Raw genomic sequence first — 13,249 nt, 5'->3', positions numbered from 1 at the left:
CGACCGGACGAGCAGACATCGGGGTGAGCACGCTGGACGAGGCCTACGAGCTGGTGGCTGACTTCGGGATGGCGACGTCTCGCAGTCGGGAGCGGGCGACCTCGAGCGGCGACGAGCAGCTGGTGTGGGCGCTCGACGCGGCCCGTGCCGGCGACGAGGGGGGGTTCGCGGTGCTGTGGCGGGATCTGCACCCCCGGCTCCTGCGCTACCTGCGCTCGCGCGGGGACGACGCGCCGGAGGACGTCGCCGCCGAGACGTGGGTGCAGGTGGTCCGGAGCCTGGGCACCTTCCAGGGCGGGGTGCCGGAGTTCCGGGCATGGCTCTTCACGATCGCGCGCAACCGCGCGATCGACCAGGGACGGGCCCGGACCCGCCGGCCGGCGATCCTCGTGGCTGACCCGGTCGCGGCGACCGGCTCCGGGCCGACCGCCCCGAGCGCAGAGCAGCACGCGGCGGAGAACGAGTCGTTGTCCGCCGCTCTGAGGCTGGTGGCGACCCTGCCGCCGGCGCAGGCCGAGATGGTGACGCTGAGAGTGGTCGCCGGGTTGGACGTCGCCGACGTCGCCCGACTGCTGGGGAAGCGGCCCGGGACGGTGCGGGTCGGAGTGCATCGCGCGCTCCGCGCACTGGCCCGGACCGTGGAAGAAGATCAATGGAAGGACGAGCTGCGATGAACAGCGGCTTCGACGAGCACGACCTGGTGCGCGCGCTGAACGCGCCGCCGACACCGACCGAGCTGGCCGACGAGGCGACCTACCGCGCGCTGTACCGCGCGGAGGGCCCGACGGCCGCGCCGAGCGTGACCCTGCTGCGACCGGTCTCCGGGCGCACCGTACGCCGAGTCGGCACCGCGTCGACGCTGGCCGTCGCCTTCGCCCTGGCCGGTGCCGGCGTCGCTGCGGCGGCGTACTCCAGCCACCTGCCCGCGCCCGTGCAGGGCGCGGTCCACCGGGTCCTCGGCCCGATCGGCGTCCCGCCCGCCGACCCGCAGGCGCCCGTCGACCAGGTCGAGGCCGACCAGGTCGCGCCGCCGCAGCCCGAGGCACCGCCGGCGCCGGCGCCCACCGGCACGACCACCGAGCCCGCGGCGTCGCCCACGGGCGAGCCGACACCGAGCTCGACGCCGAGCCCAGAGGCGACGGACCCGACGACCCCCGACGCGACGGCCTCTCCCGAGGCCGCGCCGACCGGGGCACCGGCGCCGCTGCCGACCGGCTCGGCGGAGCCCACGCCCCCGGCGCCGAGCCCGACCCCGGCGATGGGTGAGTCGCCCACCGGCACGCCGACCGGGACGGCGTCCGCCAGCCCGAGCGCCGACCCGACCGCCAGCCCGTCCGGCAGCTCGACGACCAGCCCGTCCGCCAGTCCCACGGCCAGCCCGACCACCACGCTGTCGACCAGCCCGACGGCCAATCCCACGGCCGACGTGACCCCGCCGCCCCCGGCGAACGCGATCATCGAGGCGGCGGTCGGCCACCGGGTCGCGCCCGGCCAGACGACGGTGTTCTCGGGCGTCGTGCGCGCGCCGGACGGCTCGGCCGTGCCCGGCGCCCGCGTCGTGCTGCAGCAGCAGACGGACGGCGGCTGGCGCGAGGTGGGCGTGGGGACGACCTCACAGGACGGCACCGTCTCGCTGACCTCGGCGCCCGCGGACCGGACGGCCCGCTACCGGATCAAGGTCCAGGACGTGCGCAGCGCGGCCTGGCGACTCGTGCTGAAGCCGACGCTGACCGCGTCCTCCAGCACCTCCGGCAGTGCCGCGACCGTCTCCGTCGCGGTCGCAGGCGGCCGGCCCGGTTCCCCGGTGCTGCTGATGACGCGTCGCGACGGCGAGCAGGTCGTCCTGACGAGCACCAGCCTGGGCGCCAACGGGCAGGTCCTGTTCTCGGTGCCCGCGCCGACGACGCAGAGCTGGTACGTCGTCCGCATCGTGCCGACCGGCGCGCACGCCGGGGCGAGCACCCGGGTGCTGGTCGCCCCGGGTGCGCCGCAGCCGTCGGTCACGCCGTCGCCGTGAACGCCTCCGCGACCACGTCGAACGCCTCGTCGAGCAGCGCGTCGCTGATCGAGAGCGGCGGCAGGAAGCGGAACACGTTGCCCCAGGTGCCGCAGGTGAGCGTCACGACGCCCGCCTTGTGGCAGTAGGCGGAGATCGCCGCGGTCCGCACGGGGTCGGGCTCGGTGGTGCCGGGCTTGCACAGCTCGATCGCCATCATCGCGCCGCGACCGCGGATCTCGGCGATGACGTCGTGCTCTGCCCGGAGCGCCTCGAGGCGGGCGGTGATCCGCTCGCCGATCTCGCGGGCGCGCTCGCCGAGGGCGTGCGTCCTCATCTCCTCGATGGAGCCGAGCGCCGCGGCGCAGGCGATCGGGTTGCCGCCGTACGTGCCGCCGAGGCCGCCGACGTGCACGGCGTCCATCAGGTCGGCGCGGCCGGTGACGCCGGCCAGCGGCAGGCCGCCGGCGATGCCCTTGGCCGTGGTGACCAGGTCCGGCACGACCCCCTCGTGGTCGCTCGCGAACCAGTCGCCGGTGCGGCAGAAGCCGGACTGGATCTCGTCGGCGATGAACACGATCCCGTTGTCCTTCGCCCACGCGGCGAGCGCGGGCAGGAAGCCCGGCGCCGGCACCACGAAGCCGCCCTCGCCCTGGATCGGCTCGATCACGATGCAGGCGAGGTTGGCCGCGCCGACCTGCTTGTCGAGCACGTCGATCGCGCGGGCGGCCGCGTCGGCGCCCGAGAGGCCGTCGCGGAGCGGGTAGGACATCGGCGCGCGGTAGACCTCGCCGGCGAACGGGCCGAAGCCGTTCTTGTACGGCATGTTCTTGGCCGTCATCGCCATCGTGAGGTTCGTGCGGCCGTGGTAGGCGTGGTCGAAGACCGCGACCGCGTCCCGGCCGGTCGCCACGCGCGCGATCTTCACGGCGTTCTCGACCGCCTCGGCACCGGAGTTGAAGAGCGCCGACTTCTTCGCGTGGTCGCCCGGCGTGAGCTCGGCCAGCGCGGCGCACACGTCCACGTAGCCGTCGTACGGCGTGACCATGAAGCAGGTGTGCGTGAAGGCCGCCACCTGCTCCTGGACGTTGCGGACGACCGCCGGCGCGGCGTTGCCGACGGTGGTCACCGCGATGCCGGAGCCGAGGTCGATGAGGTGGTTGCCGTCGACGTCGACGAGCACGCCGCCGCCGGCCGCCACGATGAAGACGGGAAGGGTCGTGCCGACCCCGTCGGCCACGTGGGCCTTCTTGCGGTCCAGTCGCTCCAGCGAGCCGGGGCCGGGGATCTCGGTGACGAGGCGGCGTTCCTGCGCGATGCTCATGCCAGCAATGTAGTGCCGACCCGAGTGCGGGAGGATGGCGGCGTGAGTGGTCCGGCAAGAGACATCGTCATCCTCGGCAGCACCGGCTCCATCGGCACCCAGGCGCTGGACCTCGTGCGCGCCAACCCCGACCGGTTCCGGGTGGTCGGCCTGACCGCCGGCGGCTCCAACCCGGACCTGTTCGAGCAGCAGGTGGCCGAGTTCGCGCCGGCGTGCTCGGGCCTCGGCGAGGACGCCTCGGTCGAGGCCGCGTCCCAGGCCTGCGACGTCGTGCTCAACGGGATCACCGGCGCGGTCGGCCTGCGCCCGACCCTGGCCGCGCTCGACGCCGGCAACACCCTGGCGCTGGCCAACAAGGAGTCGCTGATCATGGGCGGCCCCCTCGTGCTGGAGCGCGCCAAGCCCGACCAGATCGTGCCGGTCGACTCCGAGCACAGCGCGCTCGCGCAGTGCCTGCGCGGCGGCTCGCCCGAGGAGGTACGCCGGCTGGTGCTCACCGCCAGCGGCGGGCCGTTCCGGGGCCGCACCCGTGAGGAGCTCGCCGGGGTCACGCCGGAGCAGGCGATGGCACACCCGACGTGGGACATGGGGCCGGTGATCACGATCAACTCAGCGACCCTGGTCAACAAGGGGCTGGAGGTGATCGAGGCGCACCTGCTCTTCGGCATCCCCTTCGACCGGATCGAGGTGGTCGTGCACCCGACGAGCGTCGTGCACTCGATGGTGGAGTTCGTTGACGGCTCGACGCTCGTGCAGGCCAGCCCGCCGACCATGCTGATCCCGATCGCGCTCGGCCTGGCCTGGCCGGACCGGGTGCCCGACGCGGCGCCGGCGGTCGACTGGACGCGGCCGGAGACCTGGCAGTTCTTCCCCCTGGACGACGAGGCGTTCCCGGCGGTCGCCCTGGCGCGGAGCGCGGGGGAGCGGGGCGGCACGGCCCCGGCGGTCTACAACGCGGCCAACGAGGAGTGCGTCGAGGCGTTCCGCGCCGGCCGGCTCGACTTCAACGGCATCGTGCCGACGATTCAGTCGGTTCTCAGCCGACACGTCGTACCCTCTGAAGTGGCGATCGAGGACATCCTCGACGCCGACACGTGGGCCCGCACCGTGGCTCGCGAGGTGATCGGGCAACAATGATCGGGGATCCGTGAGCGCGCTGTTCTACCTGCTCGGGGTGGTGATCTTCATCGGCGCCATCCTGGCGTCGATCGGGCTCCACGAGCTCGGCCACATGATCCCCGCGAAGAAGTTCGGCGGGAAGGTCACCCAGTACTTCATCGGCTTCGGCCCCACGGTGTGGAGCAAGCAGGTCGGCGAGACCGAGTACGGCGTCAAGGCGATCCCGCTCGGCGGCTACGTCAAGATCGTCGGCATGCTCCCGCCCGGCGCGGCCCAGCTCGCCGACGAGGTGACCGTCGACGCGGACGGCAACCAGGTCGTGCGGGTGCGGAAGTCCAACACCGGTCTCTTCACCCAGCTGATCTCCGACGCGCGCGCTGCCGAGTGGGAGACGATCAAGCCGGAGGACAGCGAGCGGCTCTTCTACAAGATGGCCTGGTGGAAGAAGGTCGTCGTGATGGCCGGCGGCCCGACGGTCAACCTCCTCATCGCGTTCTTCATCTTCGTCGGCGTCTTCGCCACCTACGGCAACCCGGGCGATGCGAAGCCCTACAGCCCCGTGGTCAGCTCCGTCGTCGACTGCGTCGTGCCCGCCACCGAGGCGGACCGGGCCTGCCGCGACTCCGACCCGGTCGCACCGGCGAAGGCGGCCGGCATCCAGGAGGGCGACAAGATCCTGTCGTTCAACGGGACGCCGTTCACCACCTGGGAGGACCTCCAGGAGCAGATCCGAGCCAACGATGACGGCTCCGCCACGATCGTCGTCGAGCGCGACGGCCGAGACCTCACGCTGACCACCAGCACCACCGTCACCGCCCGACCGACCTCGCAGACCGACGAGACCCTGACCCAGGTCGGCTTCCTCGGGGTGAGCCCGACGTTCGCCGGGTTCGTGGTCGGCGGCCCGGTCTACGTCGTCGAGCAGATGGGCGTGATGACCAAGAACACGGTGAGCGCGCTCGGCACGCTGCCGCTGAAGGTCTTCGACGTCGGCCAGGCGATCGTCGGCCTGGAGGAGCGCGACCCCAACGGCCCGGTGAGCATCGTCGGCGGCAGCCGGTTCGCCGGTGAGACCGTCTCCGAAGAGGCGTTCCCGGTCAAGGAGAAGGCCGTCTTCCTCCTGATGCTGATCGCCGGCTTCAACTTCTTCATCGGCATGTTCAACTTCATCCCGCTCCTGCCGCTCGACGGTGGCCACATCGCCGGTGCGCTGTTCGAGGCGCTGCGCCGGGCCTGGGCGCGGCTCCGCGGTCGCCCCGACCCCGGGTACGTCGACGTCGCGCGGATGCTGCCCGTGGCCTACTGCGTCGCGGGCGTCCTGCTCGCGATGGGCATCGTGCTGATCGTCGGCGACCTCGTCGTCCCCGTGCGGCTCCCCGCGTGATCGCCGCCTAGGATCGAGGCATGACCGAGATCAGCCTGGGCATGCCCGCGGCCCCGCCGCCGGTGCTCGCTCCCCGCCGGAAGACGCGCCAGATCCAGGTCGGGAGCGTCGGCGTCGGCAGCGACCACCCGATCTCGGTGCAGTCCATGACGACCACGCTGACCTCCGACGTCAACCGGACCCTCCAGCAGATCGCCGAGCTGACCGCCTCCGGCTGCGACATCGTGCGCGTGGCGTGCCCGTCGGCCGACGATGCCGAGGCGCTGCCGGACATCGCGCGCAAGTCGCAGATCCCGGTGATCGCCGACATCCACTTCCAGCCCAAGTACGTCTTCGCCGCCATCGACGCCGGCTGCGCCGCCGTACGCGTCAACCCCGGCAACATCAAGAAGTTCGACGACCAGATCAAGGAGATCGCCCGGGCCGCCAAGGACCGCGGCACCTCGATCCGGATCGGCGTCAACGCGGGCTCGCTCGACAAGCGGCTGCTCGAGAAGTACGGCAAGGCGACGCCCGAGGCGCTCGTCGAGTCGGCGGTCTGGGAGGCGAGCCTCTTCGAGGAGCACGACTTCCACGACTTCAAGATCTCGGTCAAGCACAACGACCCGGTCGTGATGGTGCGCGCCTACGAGATGCTCGCCGAGCGGGGCGACTGGCCGCTGCACCTCGGCGTCACCGAGGCGGGCCCGGCGTTCCAGGGCACCATCAAGTCGGCGACGGCGTTCGGTGCCCTACTGTCGAAGGGCATCGGCGACACGATCCGGGTCTCGCTGTCCGCGCCGCCGGTCGAGGAGGTCAAGGTCGGCCTCCAGATCCTGGAGTCGCTCAACCTGCGGCCGCGCCGGCTCGAGATCGTCTCCTGCCCCTCCTGCGGCCGTGCCCAGGTCGACGTCTACACGCTCGCCGAGCAGGTCACCGCCGGCCTCGACGGGCTCGAGGTGCCGCTGCGCGTCGCGGTCATGGGCTGCGTCGTCAACGGCCCGGGCGAGGCCCGCGAGGCCGACCTCGGGGTCGCGTCCGGCAACGGCAAGGGGCAGATCTTCGTCAAGGGCGAGGTCATCAAGACCGTGCCCGAGTCGCAGATCGTGGAGACCCTGATCGAGGAGGCCATGCGGATCGCGGAGGGCATGGAGTCGGTCGACGGAGCGTCGGCCCACGTGTCGGTGTCCTGACCTGTCGATGCCATCGCCTGCCGTCGGGTTTCTGATCTAGGCTCACCGCGTGCTCACGACCCGCCACGGCGTACGCCCGCTCGGCGCCGCGGACCTGGCTGCCTTCCTGGAGCTGGCGCGCCGCGACCCGGTCGTGAACGTCTTCGCGGACTACCGCGCCAGCACCACCAACCTCGAGCCGCGCTGGCTCGGCGGGGAGATGTGGGGCCGGTTCGAGGGCGGTGAGCTGGCCGCGGCCTGCCACGTGGGCGCGAACCTGGTCCCCGTCCAGGCCGGCCCCGAGGACGCGGCGGTCTTCGCCGAGCGCGCGATGGCCCGGGGCCGCACCGTCTCGACGATCGTCGGGCCGCAGGACGCCGTACGCGTGTTCTGGAACGGCGTCGCCGCGAGCTGGGGTCGGCCGCGCGAGAAGCGCTGGGAGCAGCCGCACCTCGAGATCAGCGCCCCGCCGCAGGTCACCCCGGACCCCCTGGTGCGCCGGACGACCCGGCGCGACCTCAACGAGCTCTACCCCGCCTGCGTCGCGATGTACACCGAGGAGGTCGGCGTCTCGCCCGAGGCCAACGGCGGCGGCGAGCTCTACCGCGCCCGGGTCGCCCAGCTGGTGAGCCGCGGCTGGTCGTTCGCCCGCTTCGACGACCGCGGGCGCCTGCTCTTCAAGGCCGAGGTCGCCTGCGCCACGCCGTACGCCGCCCAGATCCAGGGCGTCTACGTGCCGCCCGAGTGCCGCGGCACGGGCCTCGCCACCGCCGGAATGGCCGGGGTGGTCGAGATCGTGCGGCGCGAGATCGCCCCCACCGTGTCGCTCTACGTCAACGAGTGGAACACCTCCGCCCGCGCGGTCTACCAGAAGGTTGGGTTCCGCGAGAGCACGCGCTTCGCCACGGTCATGTACTGAACCTCCTGGGGCCGGCCTCGGCCGGGACGAGATCACGTCGGAGATCTTGATGCATCACGTAGATCAAGATCTCCGGACTAGACGGTGCAGCCCGGTCCGCAGCGCCGGGGAGAGCCCGGCCAGCCCGCCGCGGCCAACAGGATGCCGATGCGGGCGGCCGTGCGGCACGGGCGGCTGAAGACCTGCCCCCAGCCGAGGCGAACGCACCTGCGGCCGCCGGTGGCGAGGTCGAGGTCCCGGTCGAGGTCGCGGTCCCGCTGCATGGCCGTGTCGTGGAAGAGCCGACCGTCGAGCTCCACCACCAGCGGAAACGGCGCGTAGTCGACGTCGTGACGGACCGGTCCGAGCCCGGAGCTGTCGTGCCGCTGCCGGATCGACGATGGGAGGCCGTGTGGCCGCTCGACGCGGGTGAGGTAGCCGTGCTCGAGGGTGGAACACGTCCCAGCAGCGATGTCGGTCAGCACGCTGGCCAGCCACGCACGGTCGCGGACCCGGCTGCGGGTCTCGAGCGCGTCGAGGATGCGCTCGGCGGTGGTTCGCCGGGACTGGCACACGTCGGCCAACAGCGCGACCCGGCCCCACTCGTCCGGCCGGGCGAGGGCAGCGTCGAGTGCGGCCTCCTCGAGCTTCATGCGCGGTGGCGATCCGCTCCAGAGGACGAGATCGTCCAAGCCGGTGACCCGGCGCAACCGATGCCCGGGCAGGACCGCGCAGCGCCGGCACTCGTCTATCGCCACATAGATGGGGCCAGCGTCGTCGTGGTACCGCCATCCCGGGCCGACAACCGCACGGAGCGCCGACGGACCCGCCAGGGCCGCTGGCCAGTGGTAGAGGCAGGCGGCCCACGCGCGCTGGCGCCACGTCGGCGGCCCCGTGTGGTCGACGTACACCCCGGGGTGGATCCGGGCGAGTGCCCGCTGGCGGACCATTCGCGCGATGTCGTGGGGCTGGGCGCCAACGGCGAGTAGCTGATGGCGAGCGACCACGCCGCACTGAATGTGCAGCACTTCGTCGAGGTCGAGCACGGGCGTCCCAGCGATCATGGTCGGCGATCTTGCCCGCATGTGAGCCTGCTCGGAGTCGTCATCCACAGGTGCTTCCTCGGCTGTTTCGCTCGCGCGCGGGGCGGGGAATGATCGGTGCCGTGAACCGTGCTCGGGCGGTCCTCACCGCTCTCGTCCTCGTGTCGGCGCTCGGCCTGGCTGGGTGCACCGACGACGACCCAGAGCCCAAGTTCGCCCCGCCCTCATCCGAGCCGCCGGAGTCGCAGTCGACGACTGGGGCCTCTGACCCCACCCCGCCCGAGATGCCCCAGGCGGCGAAGGGGACCGATGCCGCCGCTGCTGAGGCGTTTGTGAAGTTCTACTGGGAGACGGTCAATTTCGCGCAGGCAACGGGCGACGTAGAAGACCTAAGCCGACTGAGCACAAAGTGCGTCAACTGTGACAACGGCATTGAGTTCATCAAGAGTGTCTACTCCGACGGGGGCACGATTGACGGTGGTGACGGGAAACCAACTCACATCGAGACGAGGTTCACCAACCTGCAGGGTGAATGGTGGGCCATTGTTGACTGCACCGTCGCGCTGACACCCCAGGACGTTGACGCGTCCGGAACCGAGCACGATGAGCACTACGCAGGCGGCCAGCGTGCAATTCGCATGTACCTGCAGCCGAGCGAAGGATCGTGGGTCGTGCGGACCATGAGCTTCCGATGAGGACGGTACTGCTCCTCATTGGGCTGCTGCTGTTCGCTGCAGATCCCGTCCAAGCGGCTGACGATGGGGGTGGCGTAAAGCCCGGCGAAAGTGGACTCTTGGCGTCGTGGACCGAATCGACCCCGAGCTCGGTAACGGTCGTGTCTCAAGGGGACGACGACCCGATCGTGCAAACGCTGGAAACGACGTCGTGTGCGATCGGCGGCGCGCAAACCTGCGGTGAAGTGGCTACCTGCCAGGACGGCACGCCGATGACGTACACCACCTTCTTGACCGAAAGCGGCGCGGTGCTAGAGGGCGGCGACAATTGCCCTGCCGACGGATCAGGCCCGGGTTCCGCTATCACCCCCGGCGTTGTCGCCGCCGCCTTCCGCCGCATCCCGCTGCCCGAAGCACCGCTGACGATCCAGCCACCCAACGGCCGCACGCTGGTCAACTTCGAGACGAACTTCTACACCGAGCAGGGCGAGCTCCACCGGACGGTGACCTTGCTGGGCCGTCAGGTGGAGCTGCGGATCTGGCCGGCGAGCTTCACATGGCGCTTCGGGGACGGCCAGACCCTGCAGAGCACAGAGCCCGGGGCGGCGTACCCAGACCTGGAGATCACCCACGAGTACCTGCGAAAGGGCCGGGTGGCGCCGAGCGTGGACACCACCTACGCGGCGCAGTTCCGCGTGGACGGTGGTCCGTGGCGCGACGTGGTGGGCACGGTGACGATCCCGGGGAGCCCGCAGGCGCTGCGCGTGGTGGAGGCCCGACCGGTGCTCGTTGGCGGTTGAGCCAGGGGAGCGGCTATTCCGGAGATCTTGATCCACCAGGTAGACCAAGATCTCCGGACTGATCCTGGCAGTGGGCATTCGGTGGACTGACCCCACACTCGACGGACGTCACCAGCTCATCGAGGTCGACCACGCCGAGCAGCCTGCCTCCTCGCCGCCGGAGGCCGCCCCCGTCATCCACAACCCCCGAACCAGTTACTGGTTCGCAGCACGGGGAGGCCCACAAGTAGCCTTCCGCCATGATCATGCGGATGTCGAGGCTGTTCGTGCGGACCCTGCGGGAGGACCCGGCGGACGCCGAGGTGCCGTCGCACCGCCTGCTGGTGCGAGCGGGCTACATCCGGCGCGCGGCGCCCGGCATCTACACGTGGCTGCCGCTGGGGCTGAAGGTGCTGCGCAAGATCGAGGACATCATCCGCGAGGAGATGGACGCGATCGGTGCGCAGGAGCTCAGCTTCCCGGCGCTGCTGCCGCGCGAGCCCTACGAGGCCACCAACCGGTGGACCGAGTACGGCGACGGCATCTTCCGCCTGCAGGACCGCAAGGGCGCCGACTACCTGCTCGGCCCCACGCACGAGGAGATGTTCACCCTCGTCGTCAAGGACCTCTACAGCTCCTACAAGGACCTGCCGCTCTCGATCTACCAGATCCAGACGAAGTACCGCGACGAGGCGCGGCCCCGGGCGGGCCTGCTGCGCGGCCGCGAGTTCATCATGAAGGACTCCTACTCCTTCGACGTCGACGACGCCGGACTCGACGTGAGCTACAACAAGCACCGCGACGCCTACATCCGCATCTTCGACCGGCTCGGCTTCGAGTACGCGATCGTCGAGGCGATGTCGGGCGCCATGGGTGGCTCGAAGTCCGAGGAGTTCCTGGCCAAGGCGAGCGTCGGCGAGGACACCTACGTCCGCTGCTCGCTCTGCGACTACGCCGCCAACGTCGAGGCCGTGCACGTGCCCCCGATCGCGCCGGTGCCGTACGACGACGTGCCCGCCGCCCACGCCGAGCAGACGCCGGACACGCCGACGATCGAGACGCTCGTCGACCACCTCAACGAGAGGTTCGCCCGCGACGACCGGCCCTGGACGGCCGCCGACACGCTCAAGAACGTCCTCTTCACCGTGCGCCACCCCGACGGCACCACCGAGGCGCTGGCCGTGGGGCTCCCCGGTGACCGCGAGGTCGACGACAAGCGGCTCGAGGCGCACCTCGGCGAGGGCGTCGTGTTCGCGCCGTTCGGCGACGAGGACTTCGCAGCCCAGCCGACGCTCGCCAAGGGCTACATCGGCCCCGGCGCGCTGGGGGAGAAGAAGCCCGCCGGCGTCCGCTACCTGGTCGACCCGCGCGTCGTCGAGGGGACCCGCTGGGTGACCGGCGCCGACGTCGCCGGCAGCCACGTCATCGACCTGGTCGCCGGTCGCGACTTCTCCGCCGACGGCACCATCGAGGTCGCCGAGGTCCGTGACGGCGACCCCTGCCCGCGCGGTGACGGCGGCGTCCTCGAGACCGCGCGCGGCATCGAGATGGGCCACATCTTCCAGCTCGGCCGCAAGTACGCCGAGGCGCTCGACCTCAAGGTGCTCGACGAGAACGGCAAGCTCGTCACCGTCACCATGGGCTCCTACGGCATCGGACCGTCCCGCGCGGTCGCCGCGATCGCCGAGGGCACCCACGACGAGCTCGGCCTCTCCTGGCCGCGCGAGGTCGCCCCGGCCGACGTCCACCTCGTCGCCGCCGGCAAGGAGGAGGCGATCTTCGCCGCCGCCGAGCGGATCGCCCACGAGCTCGACAAGAAGGGCGTCACGGTCCTCTACGACGACCGCGCCGGCAAGGTCAGCCCCGGCGTGAAGTTCAAGGACGCCGAGCTGATCGGCGTCCCGACGATCGTCGTGGTCGGCAAGGGGCTCGCCGAGGGCACCATCGAGGTCAAGGACCGCGCGACGGGGACCCGCGAGGACGTCCCCGCCGACCACCTCGTCGACCGCGTCGTGCGCATCGTCAAGGCATGACAGCGGGCGTCGACGCCGTCATCTTCGACTGGGGCGGCACCCTCACCGCCTGGCACGACATCGACTTCCACGCGGAGTCGCTCGCGCTCGCGCAGGCGGTCGTCAACGTGGACCACCCCGTCGAGGTCTCGCAGGCGCGCCTCCACGAGGCCAACCAGGCCATCTGGGGTCGCTCCCGCGACCACCAGCAGAGCGCGACCGTCGCCGACCTCTTCACCGCGGCCGGGCTCGAGCACGATCCCGAGCTCCTCACGGCGTACTACGAGTTCTGGGAGCCGCACACGCTCACCGACCCCGAGGTCGGACCCCTGTGGGAGGCGCTCCGTGCCGACGGCATCAAGGTCGGCGTGCTCTCCAACACGATCTGGCCGCGCGCCTGGCACGAGGGCTGGTTCCGCCGCGACGGCGTCGCCCACCTGATCGACGGCGACGTCTACACGAGCGAGGTGCCGTGGACGAAGCCGTCCCCGGACGCGTTCCGCGCCGCCATGGCCGCGGTCGGCGTCGACGACCCGGCGCGGTGCGTGTACGTCGGCGACCGGCTCTTCGACGACGTCTGGGGCGCCCAGAACGCCGGGCTGCGGGCCATCCACGTCCCGCACAGCGTCATCCCCGCCGAGCAGGTCGGCCACAGCGAGGGCGTCCCGGACGCGACCGTGCACCGGCTGTCGGAGATCCCGGACGTGCTCGCGCGCTGGCACTGACCGCCATCTTCTGCACCTTTGTGCAATGCAGAAACGTGAGGTCGGCTCTTCCTCGCGCTCAGCCGCAGCCTGTTGCAGACTTTTGCACGAGCGAAGACTGCCAGTCCCCCCACATCCCGGCTGTCATCGCTCATGGCTCGATCG

Annotated in this window: 12 protein-coding genes; 10 read left to right on the top strand and 2 right to left on the bottom strand. The window is 71.3% G+C overall.

Features of this window, described 5'->3' with window-relative positions:
• Nucleotides 1-23 precede the first annotated feature (23 nt).
• Nucleotides 24-674 (top strand): RNA polymerase sigma factor, encoded by a 651-nt coding sequence (locus HZF07_RS06665; protein ID WP_157340360.1) that lies wholly within the window; start codon nucleotides 24-26, stop codon nucleotides 672-674.
• Nucleotides 671-2,017, top strand: a complete 1,347-nt coding sequence (locus HZF07_RS06660; RefSeq protein ID WP_157340358.1) for a hypothetical protein — start codon at nucleotides 671-673, stop codon at nucleotides 2,015-2,017. The genes HZF07_RS06665 and HZF07_RS06660 overlap by 4 nt, the downstream gene beginning before the upstream one ends.
• On the opposite strand, the gene gabT is transcribed toward HZF07_RS06660, so the two are convergent.
• Nucleotides 2,001-3,320 (bottom strand): 4-aminobutyrate--2-oxoglutarate transaminase, encoded by a 1,320-nt coding sequence (gabT, locus tag HZF07_RS06655; RefSeq protein WP_157340356.1) that lies wholly within the window; start codon nucleotides 3,318-3,320, stop codon nucleotides 2,001-2,003. The two genes, HZF07_RS06660 and gabT, sit on opposite strands and share 17 nt — an antisense overlap.
• A gap of 42 nt (nucleotides 3,321-3,362) precedes the next feature.
• Between gabT and HZF07_RS06650 the strand changes: the two genes are divergently transcribed.
• Genes HZF07_RS06650 through HZF07_RS06635 form a run of 4 tightly spaced genes read left to right on the top strand, consistent with a single transcriptional unit; the run spans nucleotide 3,363 to nucleotide 7,893 of the window.
• Nucleotides 3,363-4,457 (top strand): 1-deoxy-D-xylulose-5-phosphate reductoisomerase, encoded by a 1,095-nt coding sequence (locus tag HZF07_RS06650; RefSeq protein WP_181644878.1) that lies wholly within the window; start codon nucleotides 3,363-3,365, stop codon nucleotides 4,455-4,457.
• 10 nt (nucleotides 4,458-4,467) lie between these two features.
• Nucleotides 4,468-5,823, top strand: coding sequence for a M50 family metallopeptidase (locus HZF07_RS06645; protein ID WP_181644877.1), 1,356 nt, complete (start codon nucleotides 4,468-4,470; stop codon nucleotides 5,821-5,823).
• Nucleotides 5,824-5,843: 20 nt separating this feature from the next.
• Nucleotides 5,844-6,995 (top strand): flavodoxin-dependent (E)-4-hydroxy-3-methylbut-2-enyl-diphosphate synthase, encoded by a 1,152-nt coding sequence (ispG, locus tag HZF07_RS06640; RefSeq protein WP_157340354.1) that lies wholly within the window; start codon nucleotides 5,844-5,846, stop codon nucleotides 6,993-6,995.
• Between the two features lie 49 nt (nucleotides 6,996-7,044).
• Nucleotides 7,045-7,893: a GNAT family N-acetyltransferase gene (locus HZF07_RS06635; protein WP_181644876.1), complete on the top strand. Its 849-nt coding sequence runs from the start codon at nucleotides 7,045-7,047 to the stop codon at nucleotides 7,891-7,893.
• A 77-nt stretch (nucleotides 7,894-7,970) separates the two neighbouring features.
• Here the strand turns inward: HZF07_RS06635 and HZF07_RS06630 are convergent, their stop codons facing one another.
• On the bottom strand, nucleotides 7,971-8,984 hold the full coding sequence (locus HZF07_RS06630; RefSeq protein WP_198346341.1) for a hypothetical protein: 1,014 nt from the start codon (nucleotides 8,982-8,984) through the stop codon (nucleotides 7,971-7,973).
• Nucleotides 8,985-9,037: 53 nt separating this feature from the next.
• Between HZF07_RS06630 and HZF07_RS06625 the strand changes: the two genes are divergently transcribed.
• The 4 genes from HZF07_RS06625 to HZF07_RS06610 all read left to right on the top strand — a co-directional run bounded on the left by HZF07_RS06625 (nucleotide 9,038) and on the right by HZF07_RS06610 (nucleotide 13,105).
• Nucleotides 9,038-9,610 carry a DUF6318 family protein gene (locus HZF07_RS06625; protein ID WP_181644875.1) on the top strand — a complete coding sequence of 191 codons (573 nt, stop codon included), beginning with the start codon at nucleotides 9,038-9,040 and terminating at the stop codon, nucleotides 9,608-9,610.
• Complete coding sequence (locus HZF07_RS06620; protein WP_157340350.1) at nucleotides 9,607-10,389, top strand: hypothetical protein; 783 nt, start codon at nucleotides 9,607-9,609, stop codon at nucleotides 10,387-10,389. Before HZF07_RS06625 ends, HZF07_RS06620 begins: the two co-directional genes overlap by 4 nt.
• A 239-nt stretch (nucleotides 10,390-10,628) precedes the next feature.
• Nucleotides 10,629-12,401, top strand: a complete 1,773-nt coding sequence (locus tag HZF07_RS06615; protein WP_157340348.1) for a proline--tRNA ligase — start codon at nucleotides 10,629-10,631, stop codon at nucleotides 12,399-12,401.
• Nucleotides 12,398-13,105, top strand: coding sequence for an HAD family hydrolase (locus HZF07_RS06610; RefSeq protein ID WP_157340346.1), 708 nt, complete (start codon nucleotides 12,398-12,400; stop codon nucleotides 13,103-13,105). Before HZF07_RS06615 ends, HZF07_RS06610 begins: the two co-directional genes overlap by 4 nt.
• The last annotated feature ends 144 nt before the right edge of the window (nucleotides 13,106-13,249 follow it).

This window comes from Nocardioides agri, from assembly GCF_013778305.1.
GTDB classification, from domain to species: Bacteria; Actinomycetota; Actinomycetes; order Propionibacteriales; family Nocardioidaceae; genus Nocardioides; species Nocardioides agri.
The sequence above is the reverse complement of the archived record's forward strand: the minus strand, read 5'-3'. Positions and strand labels throughout refer to the sequence as shown.